This window comes from Bacillus cereus group sp. MYBK222-1 (genome assembly GCF_051916425.1).
Taxonomy (GTDB): Bacteria; Bacillota; Bacilli; order Bacillales; family Bacillaceae_G; genus Bacillus_A; species Bacillus_A paranthracis.
This window is the reverse complement of sequence record NZ_JBQAGP010000001.1, coordinates 1-17,369: the sequence shown is the minus strand read 5'-3', so window position 1 is coordinate 17,369 and position 17,369 is coordinate 1. Positions and strand designations below refer to the sequence as shown.

Sequence of the window (17,369 nt, the reverse complement as noted above, 5' to 3'; positions counted from 1 at the left end):
CCCCTGTATCTATATGTACTATTGTATATTCTAACCTCAAGTTACCGCAATACTCAGAATTTTTAAACCAAAGGCACTATAGGTAAGCGCCTTGTATGTAAAGGTTTTCTTTATTACGGAGTGATTTTCTTTAAATACTCCTCCAATTGTTCCTTCGTTTGTTCACCTTTAATCTCTTGAATCACCTTACCATCTTTATCAATCAAGAAGCTTGTTGGTAATGGTATTACTCCATACGTTTTTATAATTTCTCCACCTTTATCGATTGCAACGGGGAACTTAAGATCGTATTGTTTCACAAAATTCTTAACAGCAATATCCGTTTCATCTGCATCTAACGCAATGATTTCAACGCCTTTTTCTTTATACTTTGGATATAGTTCATTCATATAAGGCATTTCTTTCTCACAAGGTTTACACCACGTACCCCAAAAGTTTAAAAATACACCTTTTCCCTTAAAATCTTTTAGCTCAATTTTCTTTCCTTCTAAATCTGTCACAACAAAGTTAGGTGCTTCTTTTCCAATTTCCATTTTCTCTTCTTTAGAGAAATATCCTTGATAAAGTGTAAATCCTACAGCACCACATAAAATGAGCAGAATAATAACGCGAAATAATAAGCGATTTTTTTTCATATTGTCTCCCCTCTCTTCGACGAATGATGAATATATGTATTTTTTAATAAATCACCAGCGGAGCATTCCACTGGTGAAATTTTCACAATATCGATTAGCGAGGCTTTGTAGAAGCCAATGCACGTAATTGTTTTACCTCATGTGGTGTCAATTCTCTTGCATCACCAGGTCGCAGGCTTCCTACTTCTAAGAAAGCATAGCGTTCACGCTTTAGTTTCACTACTTTACAATCTAACGCTTCAAACATACGACGTACTTGACGGTTACGTCCTTCATGAATTGTTAATTGTACAATCGCCATTTCTTTACGCTTGTCCCAAGAAATAATCTTCACACGTGCTGGTGCTGTTTTTCCGTCTTCTAACATCACACCGCGTTCTAACATGCGGATTTTTTCACCTGTTAGAGGCCCTTTTATTTTTGCAACATATGTTTTTTCAACTTTATATCTAGGGTGCATTAATACGTTTGCGAAGTCCCCATCGTTTGTCATTAATAATACGCCAGACGTATCATAATCTAAACGTCCGATTGGGAATAAACGTTGTGTAATTTCCGGGAAAAAGTCTGTTACAACACTTCTTCCTTTATCATCTGATACACTTGAAATTACGCCAGTTGGTTTATATAGTAAAAAATAAACAGGTTCTTCTTTTTCAAGAGGGATGTTATTTACTTCTACTTTATCTTGAGGAGTTACTTTCGTTCCTAACTCCTTCACTATTTTTCCGTTAACTTTCACTTTTCCTTGCTGAATTAATTCCTCAGCCTTTCTTCTCGATGCAATACCTGCTTGCGCAATCACTTTTTGTAATCGTTCCATTTCTTTTTTTCACCTCGAATTTATCTTACCTTACATTAGAAAGACTTGGCAACCGCATACGCTTGACGGCTTTTTGCTCCATCTTACTTAAACAACATAGCGATGATAATAAACATATAAAGGTCAAATCATGTTTTTACCTTTTATTATTGTCCATATTTTTCATATTGCTCACAATAAAAGTTCATTATTTTGTCAAAAATACCGCATAAAAAAACCACTATTAAGCAACACCTTAATAGTGGTCGTATACGTATTATAAGCGAAATAGCATAAAAAATGAATAGCATTACTGAAACAATAGAGAAACAAATACAATCGAACAAATAATTCCGATTAAATCGGCAAAAAGTCCTACTTTTAATGCATCTCCCATTTTTCTAATTCCAACAGCTCCGAAGTATACTGTTAAAATATAAAAAGTTGTGTCTGTACTCCCTTGCATCGTAGAAGCCAATCGCCCAATGAACGAGTCCGGTCCATACGTCGCAATTAAATCGGTCGTAATACTTAAACCAGCAGAGCCCGAAATAGGACGTATAAGTGCTAGTGGAACAATTTCTGCTGGGACATGAATTAAATCTAACATCGGCTTCATTACTGATATCATTGCATCTAATGCACCTGAAGCTCGAAATATAGAAATAGATACGAGCATTCCAACCATAAACGGTAAAATAGAGATTGCAATTTGAATCCCTTCTTTTCCCCCCTCAACGAACGATTCATACGTCGGAACTTTCTTTATCGTGCCATATAGAAGGATAAAACCAATGACACAAGGGATTACCCATAATGATATCGTATTGACAATGCTCATTTTTTCCGCCCCTTCCTACTCCTTCTTCGGTAAAAATAGCGGTCAATCCAAATCGCTCCGATCATAGAGAGTACTTGTGCAATGAATGTTACCCCAACAATTTCAGTTGGATTTGCTGATTCATACGTCATTCGAATCGAAATGACGGTCGTAGGAATTAAAGTAATCGCTGATGTATTTAATGCCAAAAACGTTACCATAGAACGGCTCGCCGAATCCTTCCCTCCATTTAACTCTTTCAATTGTTCCATCGCTTTAATGCCAAGAGGGGTCGCTGCATTACCTAAACCAAAAAAGTTTGCCATCATATTTGATAAAATAAATCCCATTGACGGATGATCCTTCGGTATTTCTGGAAACAGCCTTTTTACTATCGGCATAAAAAGTGCCACTAACTTTTTTAACAATCCGGCTTCCTCTGCAATTTTCATTAAGCCGAGCCAAAATACTAAAACACTAATGAGTCCTATACAAATCGTTACCGCATCTTTCGCTCCATCAAATACAGCTTTATTTATTTCTTCCATTGTTCCATTTATCATCGCATACACAATCCCAATGACAGCCATCGCTACCCATACGAGATTAACCATCGTTCCCAACACCTATCATGTAAGAAAAAATTTCTTTCACATTATTCCAGTACATTCCCGTTGTAGCTACTAACTTTCGTTTACTATAAAATAAATTCCGTTCTCCAACTTTCTCATTGCCAACATAAACGTCTGTCTTTCCAACCTTTACTCCATCCACAAGCTTTGCACTTTTATCTAGTTCAACTTTTAATACTACGCTCTTTTTTTCTTCTTCAGTTAAAGGTACTGAAAAACTATTTTTCGTGTAAACATGATTGGCGTATTTCTTTTCGGTTATTTCAGCAAGTGCTCCTTGTCCTAAAACTTTTGTTTGTTCGAAACGATCAAAACCTTTATCAAATAAATTCATATGATCATCCCAATCACTAGAAGCGCTCAAAGTTACGACAATTAGATCTAGTCCATCTTTTGATGCCGTTGTAACAAGCGTTCTTCCTGCTTTCTTCGTAAAACCTGTTTTTCCCCCTGTTGCAAATTCATAATACGACGTCACAAGTTTATGTTTGTTTTTCCACGGATAATCCCACGAATCTGATTTATACGTTTTTGTTCCAAAAATTTTCTTAAAGGTTTCGTTCCCCATTGCATACCTTGTTAAAAGTGCCATATCATAGGCCGACGAATAATGGGATCCATCTCCATCCAAACCATGTGGGTTTGAAAAGTGAGTATCTTTCATTCCAATTTGTTTCGCCTTTTCATTCATTAAATATACAAACCCTTCTATACTCCCTCCTACATTTTCAGCAATTACTTGTGCTGCATCATTACCAGATCTAAGCATGAGTCCATATACTAAATCCTCTAATTTTACTTTCTGTCCAGGCTTTAAATAAATTGCTGAGCCTTCTACTCTCACTGCTTCATTACTAACCGAGACCATTTCTTTCATTTTTCCTGACTCAGCAGCTAACAAGGCAGTCATAATTTTTGTTATACTAGCAATCTTTTGCGGCTCATGTTCTGCTTTTCCGTATAATACGCGACCTGACTGTTGCTCCATTAATACAGCATTTCGAGCACTAACATTGCTGGTCATCTTTGCATATGTAGGAATTGGTATAACGCTTGCGTACATAATAAGAAGCGTAATGATTACACAAATTCGTCTCATATTTCCCCCCACGTCCTTTTGGCACTTTTTGTACAAGTGTATGCTTGGCCTTTTAAAATATGAACGAAATCTCCCTCTCCTTCCAATAAAAAAGACGCAGAGAACCTGCGTCTAATAAGGTGTCCATTCTATTTGTTTTGCACTTTCAAATCTTTTTTCTACATCCGGCCAATTTACAACATTCCACCAATTTTTAATATATTCATCTTTTCGATTTTGGTATTGTAAATAATACGCATGTTCCCACACGTCTAGTACAAGGAGGGGTATCGTATCCCATTGTGTAAATAATTGATGAAGTGTACTCTGTAAAATTTCTAATCTTCCCGATCGGGGAACCCAAACGAGAATTGCCCATCCTGAACCTTCCACTTTAGAGGCTGCTTCTGTAAAATGTTTTTGAAAACGCAAGAAACTTCCAAAATCTTGTTCAATCCGGTGTGAAAGAGCCCCTCTTGGACTTCCGCCGCCACCTTTTTTCATGTTATTCCAAAATATTGTGTGCAAGTAATGACCTGATCCATGAAAAGCAGCTTCTCTTTCCCAATGCTTAATTAAATCAAATTGATTTGTTTTTCTCGCTTCTTCCATCATCTTCTCTGCCTTATTTAATCCTTCCACGTAACTACGATGATGTTTATCATGGTGTAACATCATAATTTCTCTAGAAATATACGGTTCTAACGCATTATATGGATAAGGTAGTGGTGGGAGTGTATGCCCTCCAATTGGAACAGCTCGTTCACTATCCCCTCTTTCACATAGTTCATATTCCTCTTCCCCCTGCACGAATACTTCCTGCAAATGATGTTGAATATGTTCTACATCATCACTTATTTCATACATAAACTCTGCATCTGTATCATACTCATGCTCTTTCATACGGTCTAATAACGTTTGAATTTTATAAGCAAGCATATGGACATCATACACTTCCATTGCACGGCTATCTAATACGTGAAGAACACTTTCACACCAGCTTTCTACTTCATGAAAGTAATCTGTGAATACACCTTGCTGACTCATGTTACACCTCCTTAATGCTATCCCCTTAAATATATTCAAAGGAAATCTCTTATATAACTGTACAAAAGGAAAAGAAGCTAAGTCCCCTCAGCTTCTTTTTCGCAGTTAATATTTGTGTAACATCTTTGTTTGATAATCCGTCTCATAATATTCTAATTCTTCACGCATCAATTGGAATTTCCCCTCTAAGCTCTTCATTACTTCCTCTACAGATGCAGGTGGTGTTTGTTGAAAAACGATGGAGTTTTTCCCTGTATAAGCAGACCGACTATTTTCATACCAATGATCACTCTTTGGTGAAAAAAACTCTGCAATTACTTGATGATAAATTTTATATAAAATCTTTTCAGCTGCTGTCTTTCGAAATGGCTGGCTATTTAACAAAACAAAACACGCATCATGTCCTTCTTCACAAAAAACGAGAAGACGTCTTATTGACGCTAATAACCCTTTATAATATTGTTCGTTTCCTGCCGGTGTCTCTTCTAATAAAGAAGGCAACGTATGATAATTTACATAATTGGTTATCAAATGAATAACATCTTCTAAAAACATAGAAACTTGTTCTGTTTGATTTTCCACCATTAGATTAGACATTTTTCCCTCTCCTTTGCCAGTTCACTCTATTTCTACTCTTTTATTTTTATGTAATTCAGCCAATATTTCTTGTACTTTCACGACTATTTCCTCATCAAAATATTGTTGGAATTCTTCTATATTATTTAAATACAAACGTTTTTGCATGCGAAGCTCATTCTCTTTCAGTAAACAACAGATCGCTACAATATCCCGCAAATATATGTCTTGATTTTCTACTTTACATACCGGATTTCCTTCAAAAGGAGTAATTTCTTGTACAACTTCTTCAAAATACCGAACATATAAAACAGAAAAGGTTCTTTCTTTATCATTTAATATATATGTCACTTCAGATCTATTAAAAAAATCTTCTGACGTATTAGGTTTTGCTTTCTCTAGCTCATATCCCGCATAACCTATTATAATCATCTACTTCCCCTCTCTTCCTTCTTTCAATTTATTTTAACTTAATTTTCTGACAAACGAAATACTCTTTTAAATATAACCCTTATAAAAAATAGCTTCCTTATACAGGAATTTACCTTTTTATTTTTCTTGAAGTTTGTCATAATAATATTATTGTCTCAGTTTTCTTATACAAGGAGAGTTGTATTTATGTCGTTTTCATGGAAACGTTTCTTACAAATCGGGAAAATTATCTTCCCATTTGTTGTATTAACAATTGTATTCTTTCAAGCAAAAAAAGAATTAGCAGGCATTTCTTTTTTAGAAGCAATCAATACAATTAAAAACATTCCAACCGGAGGAGTCTTTTTAGCCATTACACTTGGTGCATTTGCCGTATCAACAATGTTCTTTTACGACTATGTTATGCTTCGTTATTTAAAAGCTGATATACCTGTCCAAAAGATTTTTCGTATCTCATGGATTGCTAATACCTTAAATGGATTTATTGGATTTGGTGGTCTCGTTGGAGCGGGTGTACGTACGATGCTTTATCGTCCATACATAAAAGAAAATGGCAAGCTGATTAAAAGTATCGCCTGGATGACAACTGCTTTTATTAACGGACTCGCTATTCTTTCATTCCTCGGCCTTATTGGAATATTAGACACAAGTTTTATTTTGCATGAAAAACCGTGGCTATGGCCTGTTTTGATCTTCTTCGCCCTTTTCGTCCCTATATACATTGGCTTTTCTAAACTAAAAAATAGAAAACCAAAGCAAACCGAAGGACAAGATGAACGAGAAGAAGAGAAAAATCCAACTGTTTTATACTCATTAGTTTCATTAGTTGAGTGGGTATCTGCTGGTATTGTTATGTACGTCATACTAATATTATTTGGCATTGATATCGAATTTCAAAAGTTTTTAGGTGTGTATGTAATCGCTGCTTTAGCTGGTGTTGTTAGTCTTGTACCTGGTGGACTTGGTTCATTTGACCTTGTCTTTTTAACTGGGCTCGGACAATATGGCATTGATACAGGCGTATTACTACCTGCTATGTTATTATATCGCCTCGTCTATTACATTTTACCATTCTGCCTTGGTCTTATTTTTGCAGCTTTTGAAATGACAGGCGTGGCCATTAAAAAGTTTGAAGATAAGCCTTTTATTGCGCCTGCATTAGAAACAACTGGTGTTATATGGACTTTGCAGCGTGATTTTCTAGGAAAACTAGGTTCGTGGGCCTCTGCTGCTTTAACAGTATTTGCTGGATTAATGGTTATTTTATCGACCATTCTACCGACAAGTATAAACAGAGCACACGCCTTACATATTCTAGCTCCAAAACATCTTATTCAATTTTCTTTTAGCTTATCACTAACATTCGGTATTCTCCTCCTGATCCTTTCACGAGGCATATATTATGGAACAAAGCGTTCTTACTATATGACGATTATTTCTTTAATCGGAGCAGCTATCTTTAATACGCTAAAAGGGATTGATATTGAAGAAACGTTTATTTTATTAATTGTACTCGCTGTATTATATATGCTTCGTAAAAGATTTGTACGCGAGAAAATGGAAGTCTCACTTTCTGATATCGTAAAAGTTTTTATATTCTTACTTATAACTTTATATTTATATAAAAACTTAGGTATTTTATTTGCAGGTGCAAAAGAAGCTTTTAAACCCGATTTTGTCGTTCGTAATATTACGCAAGTGAAACGAAGTGCATTAGCTGCTGCCTTTTTCGTTCCTACATTTTTATTGATTGGCTCACTCATTGCTAATCGTTATCGAAATGAATTTCCCGGGCAACCAGCTAATGATAAAAGATTGCAAAACTTTTTAGATGAACATGGCGGAAATGTACTTAGTCATTTAGGATTTTTAGGTGATAAACAATTCTTCTTCAGTAGCGATGGGAAAGCGCTCCTTCTCTTCTCTATAACTGGAAAACGTCTTGTTGTACTAGGTGATCCAATTGGAGATCCTTCCTCCTACCGTACTGTGTTACAAGAGTTTTTAGCTGAAGCTGACCGATTTGGATACATTTGTGTATTCTACCAAATCGAAAGTAAATGGATGAGTTTATATCATGATTTTGGTTACAACTTCTTTAAGCTTGGTGAAGAAGCTGTCGTTGATTTGAATACATTTACAATAACAGGAAAAAAACGCGCCGGTATGCGAGCAACTTTCAACCGTTTTGAACGAGAGGGCTATACATTCTCTATTCACCAGCCACCGTTCTCAAACGAATTATTTGAAGAATTACGAAAAGTTTCAGATGCGTGGCTCGGTGGAAAAAAAGAGAAAAGCTTCTCACTCGGATACTTTGATCATGAATATATTAGCCGAGCACCTATCGCTACATTATCTGATGCAGATGGAAAAATCATCGCATTTACAACTTTTATGCCAGTATATCAAGACGGATCATTGTCTGTTGATTTAATGCGGTATTATCCAGATGCACCTAGCGGCATTATGGATGCCATTTTCATCCACCTATTCCAGTGGGCAAAAGAAAATGAATACCACTCCTTTAATATTGGCATGGCGCCACTTTCGAATGTAGGTTTATCGACACAATCTTTCTGGTCTGAACGAGTTGCCGCTGCCATCTTTAATAATGTTCGTTACACATATAGTTTCAGCGGGTTACGACATTTTAAAGAAAAATATAAACCAACATGGAGCGGTAAATATTTAGCATTTAGAAAGAATCATTCTTTACCAATTACAATGCTCTCTGTAACAAAATTAATAGGAAAAAGAAAAAACAGCTAAATAGTTAGCTGTTTTTTCTTTTTTGAACTTGTACAATAAATTCTTTTTCATATTTCTTACCATTTATATAGAAATCTCCCCATATTTTGTACGTTCCTTCAACGGGAAATGTAATACGGTATTGTAATTGCCCCTCTGTATCAACAGGGATTGCATATAAAAAATTTTCTCTCGTTTCATCCACAATATAGAGCGCCTCCACTTCTCCTCTCTCTGCATGTAATTTCAATTTCTCACCCTTTTTCGCTTGAAATTGAAATGTTAACGTCACTGGCTCATTCGGATGCAGTGCACCGAATAAAAGAGAAACTTCATACTCCCCTATTTTTTTTGTAAGTACACTATCGATTGGAAATTTTACTTTTTTCTTATTTTTCTCGTCTATTTCTTTCCCAAAATCTTTCTTCGCAAATGATTGCACAGACTTATTTTTGTCTTCATATAAAAATATTGTATATCCTTCATCTTTCGCTATTTTAGAAGATACTTTATATGATCCATTTCCTGCGAATGTAGGTTTCATTTGTTGTACATGTTTTAATTGTCCGTCTACAATAACTGCCCGAATTTGATCGTTCACACCACGAACTTCGTTATTTTTATTATTTAATAATTGAAATGAAATATTTGCTTTCTCATTTCCTTTTCCATTTGATACATCCCATTTTACTTCCTGAACATCACCTACAGTCTCTGTAGTTTCTTGATACTTTTTTATGTAAAATCCACCTACCACAATAAATAACAAAGCAACAAGTCCAATGACAAGATTTTTCAAAACATCACCTACCATTTTTATAGTCTCTATTCATACAAAACTTCTTTCATATATATTCTAGATTATGATTTATGAAATCCTTCTGTTTTGCACATATTACAAAGGATAAAAAAGATTTTAATTGAAAGGATTCATAGTGTATAATGCAAATGATATTGATTTCTATCAATACATTATAAGGAGGACTTTTCATGAGTGTACATATTGAAGCAAAACAAGGTGAAATCGCTGAATCTATTCTATTACCTGGTGATCCATTGCGTGCAAAATATATTGCTGAAACATTTCTAGAGGACGTTACTTGCTATAATAACGTACGTGGTATGTTAGGTTTCACTGGAACTTATAAAGGAAAACGTGTATCTGTGCAAGGTACAGGTATGGGTGTTCCTTCTATTTCTATTTATGTAAACGAATTAATCCAAAGCTACGGAGTTAAAAATTTAATTCGCGTTGGAACTTGCGGTGCTATTCAAAAAGACGTAAAAGTACGTGACGTTATTATTGCAATGACAGCTTGTACGGATTCTAATATGAACCGTTTAACATTCCCAGGATTTGATTTTGCACCAGCTGCAAACTTCGACCTTCTAAAAAAAGCTTACGATGCTGGAACTGAAAAAGGCCTACACGTTCGTGTTGGTAACGTTTTAACAGCAGATGTATTTTACCGTGAGAGCATGGACATGGTGAAAAAGCTTGGAGATTACGGTGTACTAGCAGTAGAAATGGAAACAACTGCGCTTTACACATTAGCAGCGAAATACGGTGTAAATGCATTATCTGTCTTAACAGTAAGTGATCACATCTTCACTGGTGAAGAAACAACATCTGAAGAGCGTCAAACTACATTTAACGAAATGATTGAAATCGCTTTAGATGCAGCAATTCAACAATAATACATTAAAGAACTCGTCATACGTCTGTCGAGTTCTTTTTATGTGACTTTTTATTAAAAACTACTTTCAGAAGAGACAGATTTTCTCCTCTACTTTTTTGTACCATTTGTTATAATAAAGAAATCATTTACAGTATTTCTCACAAGAGGTGACGCAGTGAAAAACAGAAGTATCGTCTTTAAACTATTCTTATTAACATCGACATTATTTACAATCATATTCCTCCTATTTTTTCTAGGACAATCTCTATTTTTAGAGAAATTTTATATTAATAAAAAAGTAAAAACAGTTCAAACTGCTTTTGAGGATTTCGTAGATACGTACGAAAAAAGTGGGAAAAGTTATGAAGAAATTCGAAAACTAAAACAAGAATTTCATGATAAAACAAATGCTGATATGCAATTTCTATCTCCTGAAGGCATTATTAAAAGTGACAACAATTACTATATCGATGTAATTAATCCTAAAAATAGTGAAGCATATTCCATTCCGCTCAATAATCTTTTAACGCCCGAAGAATATAAAAAATTTGAAAACTTAGGATTGAAAAAAGATGACATGATCAACGTCGTCGGTTGGGTACGAGGGAAAATAATAACACCACTAGAATTGACAACAAGTTATAATCGATGGCAAAACGAACGTATCAATTCAGATTTTTCATCCATTAATGGCAATCCTTCTAAAAATAGAATTACAAGCCGATACAAACCTGTGACTCAAATTGAGTTTACTGGTATTGTTTCTAAGTTACAGCTTCCATCCAAAGCGGATGTTCGTCTTGCAAATGATTTTGAAACATTACAAGCCGTTCAATATTTTGCAGATATTATTAGAAATGGTACTGCTAACTCGCATCAATTAAGCTATTTTCTACTAGATAGTGAAGAGAATATAAAAAATAGCATCTTTGTAAAGCCTATTATGGAAAATGGAAAGATTACAGAATATGCTTTTGCGATAGCATCCTTGCAACCTGTTAATGAAGCGATGCTCGTTTTGAAAGATTATTATGTCTATGCCTTAATCATCGTATTTCTCGTAATTATTTTGTTATCCTTCTACTACTCAAAAATTATTGTGAAACCATTAATTAAAATGAATCGTGTTACAAAAAAAATGGCCAATTTTGATTTTAGCGAGAAATTACCTGTAACAGCAGATGATGAAATTGGCGGACTTTCCGGTAGTATTAATACGTTATCTGTAAACTTAAAAGACCGAATTGATCGATTAAATGTTGCCAATACAAAATTACAACAAGATATTGAACGTGAACGTCAATTAGAAAAAACGCGGAAAGAATTCATCTCTGGTGTATCACACGAATTAAAAACACCGCTCAGTGTAATTAGAAGTTTTGCAGAAGGAATTAAAGATGGCGTTAGTAAAGATACGACGTATTACACAGATGTTATTTTAGAAGAAACAGAAAACATGAACAGACTTATTGTTGAAATGTTAGAGTTAGCAAAATTAGAATCAGGTACGTACAAACTAGATATGACGACATTCTCAATCGGTGAATTAATTCAACAAGTCTATACAAAATTATTATTTAGCATGGAGGAAAAACATTTACAAGTGAATATAGATGTAGACCCTTCTATATTTGTGAAAGCGAATCGTAGTCGAATTGAACAAGTAGTTGTGAACTTACTTAGCAATGCAATTCGCTATACGCCAGATGGAGAAAAAATACAAGTCTCCGTTATAGAAATGGAAGATACAGTAAAAGTTGAAATCGAAAACACAGGAAACCCTATTCCAGAAGACAGTCTTGAAAAAATTTGGGATCGTTTCTACCGTTTAGATGCATCGCGTAGCCGTCATACTGGTGGTACTGGTCTTGGATTATCTATTGTTAAAAATATTTTAGACCTACACCATGCCGAGTACGGTGTATATAATACGACTAATAGTGTTGTATTCTACTTTAATTTACAAAAAGTAAAAGAAGTCAAATAATTTGTCTTAATTTCACTAGGAGTTCACATGAAATTCACACTCTCCCTTTATAGTAAGAAACAAGTTAATCCTTTCCTTTACACATATAAAAGAGGAGAGTGCGTGAAATGAAACAAGCAGGACAACCTATTCAAAATGAAAAACAATTAGAAACTATCAAAAATATACTTTTACAATCTTCGAAACGTGATGGCTTATTATTCGTATTAGCTGTAAATTCTGGCTTAAAAGTAAGTGAAATCTTACAATTAAAAGTTAGTGATGTAATCGATGAAAATGAAAATGTTCGCCATTCCATTTTATTTTACAATGAAAAAGTAAAGAAACATAAATGGTTCGCTGTAAATGAAGACTTACAGCACGCGATCGAAGACTACATGAAAGAACGTAAAACTTGGAAACGTAATGAACCATTGTTAAAGTCTCAAAAAGGAACAAAATCTATTACGAGACAACATGCGTGGTACATTTTAAACAAAGCTGCAAAAGAAGTTGGATTAGAAGGGATTAGCTCACATACACTTCGAAAAACTTGGGGATATTGCGCATACAAATCAGGTGTTGATATCGCATTTTTACAACACTTCTTTGATCATAGTACTCCATCAAAAACTTTAAAGTATATCGGTATTGCTTAATAACTCTTATACATAAAAAAGGTTACCATTTATAAATGGTAACCTTTTTTATGTTTCACATTCTCTTTTCTTGTCTCTCCTATATTGTAGTGGTACTCTAATAGTAAGGGGGAGAAATTATGAACACTTTAACAATTGAATTACCGAAAGAAACGGCTGAAAAACTTGATTTATTGAAACAAGCTTATGAAAAGAAAACAGGTGCTTCTATTTCTGAGAGTACTCTTGTTCAAACACTTATCTCAAAAGAATTTATCCAAGCGATAACTCCTTTTGATTTACAACAATTCATCACTAGCAAAGAACAGCATTAATTGCTGTTCTTTTTTTATACGTTATCAGGAGTTTGCTAGAAATTTACCTCGAAACAACTCATTACTTCAGCCAAACTTCTATTAGAGATCTCCCTATCGCTCCTATCTCCTAAAAAGTTTTTTATTTATTTTTAGGAAAACTATTGACAATGATAATGATAACCATTATCATTTATTACGAAGCCAACAATTGATGAATCAACCAAACGCTCAGTAACATTGTTACCCCTCTTTTTCATATAGAAAGGCACTGTACATTCCCCCTGTTTGTACAGTGCCTTTCTTGTTTATTATCACTCAAACAAATTTAATTGCTCAGGCTTTGGCTCACCATATGTAATGTTCATCATTTTCATAAGCTGTTTCGCATTATCAGCTGCATCTCCGCCTGAATTATTGTTAAATAATACGTATATGTCCTTTGTCTTCTTTTTTAATTGTTCTAGTCTTTCTACCCATTCTTCTAATTCTTTATTGTTGTAGCGATATAAGCAACGAACCGCTCTCCAATTTTCCCCTTTATCAAGCCAGCCATGAACATTTCGGCCATGAAAGCGTATTAACACCATCTCTGCATTCGTTACTTCTAATACGAGCGGTACTGACCCCATCCCTGCCTGTGGCTCATCACAAATTGTATGAATCCATTTCTCCTGCTCTAGAAACTGTAACGTCTTATCTTTCATTTCTGGATAAAACCATGTTTGATTTCGAAATTCTATCGCACACGGCAAACCTTCCATTTTTTCTTTCGTATATCGGAGAAAATCTACATTCTTCTTTTTACAATCAAACCATGGTGGATATTGAAATAAAATCATTTTTAATTTACTAGCTTCAATTAAAGGAAGAATAGATTGTTTATATACATCAAACATCTCATCGAACGTAGAAAAAGGAATCTCTCCTTTCATATGTCCTGTCATTCCTTGATATGCTTTTACGATAAAAGAAAAATCTTTCGGTGTTTCCATTGCCCATTTTGTATAATTTCGTTCAGGTTGCATCGCATAAAATGAACTGTCCACTTCTACTATAGGAAAATACTCACTATATGTTCGTAATTTATTTCTATTTTCATAGGGGTCTATATATAAAGAATCATGATCTCCCCACCCTGTTACTCCAATGAAAAGCAAATATATTCCTCCCTTTTTCACTTCACTTTCTATCCATTCTACCCACTTTCTGAACACTTTGACCAATCAATTTCATTAAGTAGTCCCATCTTTAAGAGTATTCATATAAAAATATGATATACTAAATGGAAGAATTTTTAAATTGAGGGGTTATTTATTTATGCTTCCAAACGATGATATTATATCTCATGAAAAACGAATAGAAGAACTAGAGAATAAAGTACGTTTTTATGAAGAACTTGTAAATCAATTACCACATCATTTCACATATAAAAATCCACATATTGGTTTACAAATAAAGAAAACGAGATCGAATCATTCCATTCAAAACATACAAAAAGAGAATAAAGAGGCTGACTTTCAACTTACTTGCGATTCATTATTTTTATTTAAACAACTTGAAACATACTTTATTCATATTTTTGATGCTTTTTCACATCATGTAACCTTTGTTGATAATAAAGGAAATATAACTTTATGTAATCAGGCTGCAGCAGATGATTTTGGTGTAGTACGAAATGATATAATTGGAAAACCAATTCAACAATTACTAAAATTGCCTGAAGAAAAAATTAAAGCTCTAGAAACATTAAGAACAGGCACAGAAATATATAATGAAGAAGTTTTAGACAAAAACTATGGCATTTTAAATAACCGAATTATTCGTGATTATAACGGAGAGATTTTTAGGGTTATTAGTGTTTTTCATTATTTAAACACAGAACGTGATGCAGAAAAATTTTCGTTAGCAGGGCGAATCGCGGCTGGTATTGCGCATGAAGTACGTAATCCTCTTACAACCGTACGAGGATATTTACAATTTTTACAAGAAAATGTTTCTCCATCTAATAAAGAACTATTTAAAAACTTACTTATTCCTGAATTAGATCGCGCAAATAGTATCATTACAAAATTTTTATCTATTTCAAAAACACGGGAATTTACAAGAGAACCCTTTCCCATTAATACGTTTTTACGTGAGTATATTCAACAGTTACTAGCTAGTGAAGTCTTTTTACATAACATTTCAATTGATTATAATTTTTCTACCGAATTAGATGATATTTTAGTTCATATTGATCGTCATGAACTTGTGCAAGTTTTTTTAAACTTATTCCAGAACGCTGTCGATGCTCAAGGAGAAAAAAAACTTTCTATACAAATTACTAGTTACCGCCTTGATAATTTTGTTCGTATTACTTTCACTGATAATGGGACTGGTATTCCACCAGCGATTCAAGAATATATCTTTGATCCATTCTTCTCAACAAAAGATTCCGGTACAGGACTCGGCTTGGCAGTAACGAAAAAAATTATTCAAAATCATAATGGTACATTAAAAATGACTAGCAATGAAGATGGTACTACTTTTACTATTTCAATTCCAATCTTACCTAAAACAGCCCTTGAAAGATTAAATCAAGACAAATAAAATCCAATCCACGAACTGCATGTGAATTGTTAAATCCCTTAACAATCGACATGCAGTTTTTTATGTTGAACTTTTCTTCTTTACATTATATGAAACCTTCTCTATATCTTACTTATTTGTTTGCCAAGCGGGCCAATTTCTTATTTTTTTAGAAATGGTAGTTTGTCCATCACGAATTCAGTATAAATTTCATTTTAATATATAGTAATGACTATTGATTCTATGAAAGAAAGGAATGAAAAGATGAACAATAAAAATAAAGGAAAAGTATTTTATGGTAATGACTGTTGCGAAGTCAGAGCTTGTAGTCATATTAACATCTCTAAGTCCGAACTTACAGAATTTGTTAGACTCCTTCAAGTTCTTGGCCAAGCTATTCAAGCTGTCTTTCAGAACCCTTCTCAAACTAATATCGATAACTTGATAGCTGCGCTCAATAACTTACAAAAGTTCCTCAATTGCTTAGATTTATCCCCAGCACAAAAACAAATTGGAAATTCTATCATTGCTAATCTATTAACTATTTTAAGAACAACACCTTTCTCATGCGGAGCATTATACGTTGAACTACAAAGTCTGCTTAATTATTTATTGTATATCGCTAAGTTATTCAAAGTAGATTGTTGTACGACCGACAAACTAGTTAAACTCATAACAGAGATCCAAGCTATCCTAGTTCAATACGGATCAGGTTGTCTTGGAGGCGGAGGCGCTACGGGTGCTACGGGTGCTACCGGTGCTACTGGCGCTACTGGGCCTCAAGGACCGGCGGGGGCTACTGGGCCTCAAGGACCAGCGGGGGCTCAAGGTGCCACTGGACCTCAAGGACCTCAAGGCGCTCAAGGACCTGCAGGTGTTCAAGGCGCTACTGGACCTCAAGGGCCTCAAGGTATTCAAGGGCCAGCAGGGGCTACTGGCGCTACTGGTGCTCAAGGACCTCAAGGCGTTCAAGGACCTGCAGGGGCTACTGGCGCTACTGGACCTCAAGGCGTTCAAGGACCAGCGGGGGCTACTGGCGCTACTGGGCCTCAAGGTGTTCAAGGGCCAGCAGGGGCTACCGGTGCTACTGGTGCTCAAGGTGTTCAAGGACCTGCAGGGGCTACTGGCGCTACTGGACCTCAAGGGCCTCAAGGTATTCAAGGGCCAGCAGGGGCTACCGGTGCTACTGGACCTCAAGGCGTTCAAGGACCAGCGGGGGCTACTGGCGCTACTGGTGCTCAAGGACCTCAAGGCGTTCAAGGGCCAGCAGGGGCTACTGGCGCTACTGGTGCTCAAGGACCTCAAGGCGTTCAAGGGCCAGCGGGGGCTACTGGCGCTACTGGTGCTCAAGGACCTCAAGGCGTTCAAGGGCCAGCAGGGGCTACTGGCGCTACTGGTGCTCAAGGACCTCAAGGCGTTCAAGGGCCA

17 protein-coding genes are annotated in these 17,369 nt (G+C 35.3%); 7 read left to right on the top strand and 10 right to left on the bottom strand.

Features of this window, described 5'->3' with window-relative positions:
• Positions 1–113: 113 nt before the first annotated feature.
• The 8 genes from resA to ACTFR9_RS00050 all read right to left on the bottom strand — a co-directional run bounded on the left by resA (position 114) and on the right by ACTFR9_RS00050 (position 6,022).
• Positions 114–635, bottom strand: a complete 522-nt coding sequence (gene resA / locus ACTFR9_RS00085) for a thiol-disulfide oxidoreductase ResA (protein WP_000742198.1) — start codon at positions 633–635, stop codon at positions 114–116.
• Between the two features lie 94 nt (positions 636–729).
• Positions 730–1,458, bottom strand: a complete 729-nt coding sequence (gene rluB / locus ACTFR9_RS00080; protein WP_000440555.1) for a 23S rRNA pseudouridine(2605) synthase RluB — start codon at positions 1,456–1,458, stop codon at positions 730–732.
• Positions 1,459–1,747: 289 nt separating this feature from the next.
• The gene (gene spmB, locus ACTFR9_RS00075; protein ID WP_000029510.1) at positions 1,748–2,278 is read right to left on the bottom strand and encodes a spore maturation protein SpmB; all 531 of its coding nucleotides are present in this window, start codon (positions 2,276–2,278) and stop codon (positions 1,748–1,750) included.
• Complete coding sequence (spmA, locus tag ACTFR9_RS00070; protein WP_000247808.1) at positions 2,275–2,871, bottom strand: spore maturation protein SpmA; 597 nt, start codon at positions 2,869–2,871, stop codon at positions 2,275–2,277. Before spmA ends, spmB begins: the two co-directional genes overlap by 4 nt.
• Complete coding sequence (gene dacB / locus ACTFR9_RS00065) at positions 2,864–3,988, bottom strand: D-alanyl-D-alanine carboxypeptidase DacB (protein WP_001252622.1); 1,125 nt, start codon at positions 3,986–3,988, stop codon at positions 2,864–2,866. Before dacB ends, spmA begins: the two co-directional genes overlap by 8 nt.
• Before the next feature lie 111 nt (positions 3,989–4,099).
• Entirely contained in the window at positions 4,100–5,014 is a 915-nt protein-coding gene (locus ACTFR9_RS00060) for a superoxide dismutase (protein ID WP_000082669.1), read from the bottom strand.
• A gap of 105 nt (positions 5,015–5,119) precedes the next feature.
• Positions 5,120–5,611: a YpuI family protein gene (locus ACTFR9_RS00055; RefSeq protein WP_000067567.1), complete on the bottom strand. Its 492-nt coding sequence runs from the start codon at positions 5,609–5,611 to the stop codon at positions 5,120–5,122.
• A 21-nt stretch (positions 5,612–5,632) separates the two neighbouring features.
• Positions 5,633–6,022 carry a hypothetical protein gene (locus ACTFR9_RS00050; RefSeq protein WP_000583786.1) on the bottom strand — a complete coding sequence of 130 codons (390 nt, stop codon included), beginning with the start codon at positions 6,020–6,022 and terminating at the stop codon, positions 5,633–5,635.
• Between the two features lie 186 nt (positions 6,023–6,208).
• Between ACTFR9_RS00050 and mprF the strand changes: the two genes are divergently transcribed.
• Positions 6,209–8,794, top strand: a complete 2,586-nt coding sequence (gene mprF / locus ACTFR9_RS00045) for a bifunctional lysylphosphatidylglycerol flippase/synthetase MprF (protein ID WP_073536391.1) — start codon at positions 6,209–6,211, stop codon at positions 8,792–8,794.
• 4 nt (positions 8,795–8,798) lie between these two features.
• Here the strand turns inward: mprF and ACTFR9_RS00040 are convergent, their stop codons facing one another.
• On the bottom strand, positions 8,799–9,587 hold the full coding sequence (locus ACTFR9_RS00040; protein WP_073536390.1) for a hypothetical protein: 789 nt from the start codon (positions 9,585–9,587) through the stop codon (positions 8,799–8,801).
• A gap of 176 nt (positions 9,588–9,763) precedes the next feature.
• On the opposite strand from ACTFR9_RS00040, the gene deoD reads away from it, so the two are divergent.
• From deoD to ACTFR9_RS00020, 4 genes are all read left to right on the top strand, one after another.
• Complete coding sequence (gene deoD, locus ACTFR9_RS00035) at positions 9,764–10,471, top strand: purine-nucleoside phosphorylase (protein ID WP_000110707.1); 708 nt, start codon at positions 9,764–9,766, stop codon at positions 10,469–10,471.
• 156 nt (positions 10,472–10,627) lie between these two features.
• The gene (locus tag ACTFR9_RS00030; RefSeq protein WP_000797491.1) at positions 10,628–12,439 is read left to right on the top strand and encodes a sensor histidine kinase; all 1,812 of its coding nucleotides are present in this window, start codon (positions 10,628–10,630) and stop codon (positions 12,437–12,439) included.
• Positions 12,440–12,546: 107 nt separating this feature from the next.
• Complete coding sequence (locus ACTFR9_RS00025) at positions 12,547–13,077, top strand: tyrosine-type recombinase/integrase (RefSeq protein WP_000806236.1); 531 nt, start codon at positions 12,547–12,549, stop codon at positions 13,075–13,077.
• Between the two features lie 119 nt (positions 13,078–13,196).
• A complete protein-coding gene (locus ACTFR9_RS00020; protein ID WP_001094859.1) occupies positions 13,197–13,391 on the top strand; it encodes a DUF3924 family protein in 195 nt (64 codons plus the stop codon).
• 293 nt (positions 13,392–13,684) lie between these two features.
• Here ACTFR9_RS00020 and ACTFR9_RS00015 read toward each other — a convergent pair whose 3' ends face one another.
• Entirely contained in the window at positions 13,685–14,530 is an 846-nt protein-coding gene (locus ACTFR9_RS00015) for a DUF72 domain-containing protein (RefSeq protein WP_073536389.1), read from the bottom strand.
• A 160-nt stretch (positions 14,531–14,690) separates the two neighbouring features.
• Here ACTFR9_RS00015 and ACTFR9_RS00010 point away from each other — a divergent pair, with 160 nt between their 5' ends.
• Both ACTFR9_RS00010 and ACTFR9_RS00005 read left to right on the top strand, forming a co-directional pair.
• On the top strand, positions 14,691–15,962 hold the full coding sequence (locus ACTFR9_RS00010; RefSeq protein ID WP_000937251.1) for an ATP-binding protein: 1,272 nt from the start codon (positions 14,691–14,693) through the stop codon (positions 15,960–15,962).
• Between the two features lie 243 nt (positions 15,963–16,205).
• A partial coding sequence (locus ACTFR9_RS00005) for a collagen-like repeat preface domain-containing protein (RefSeq protein ID WP_440048930.1) occupies positions 16,206–17,369 on the top strand: 1,164 nt, incomplete at its 3' end.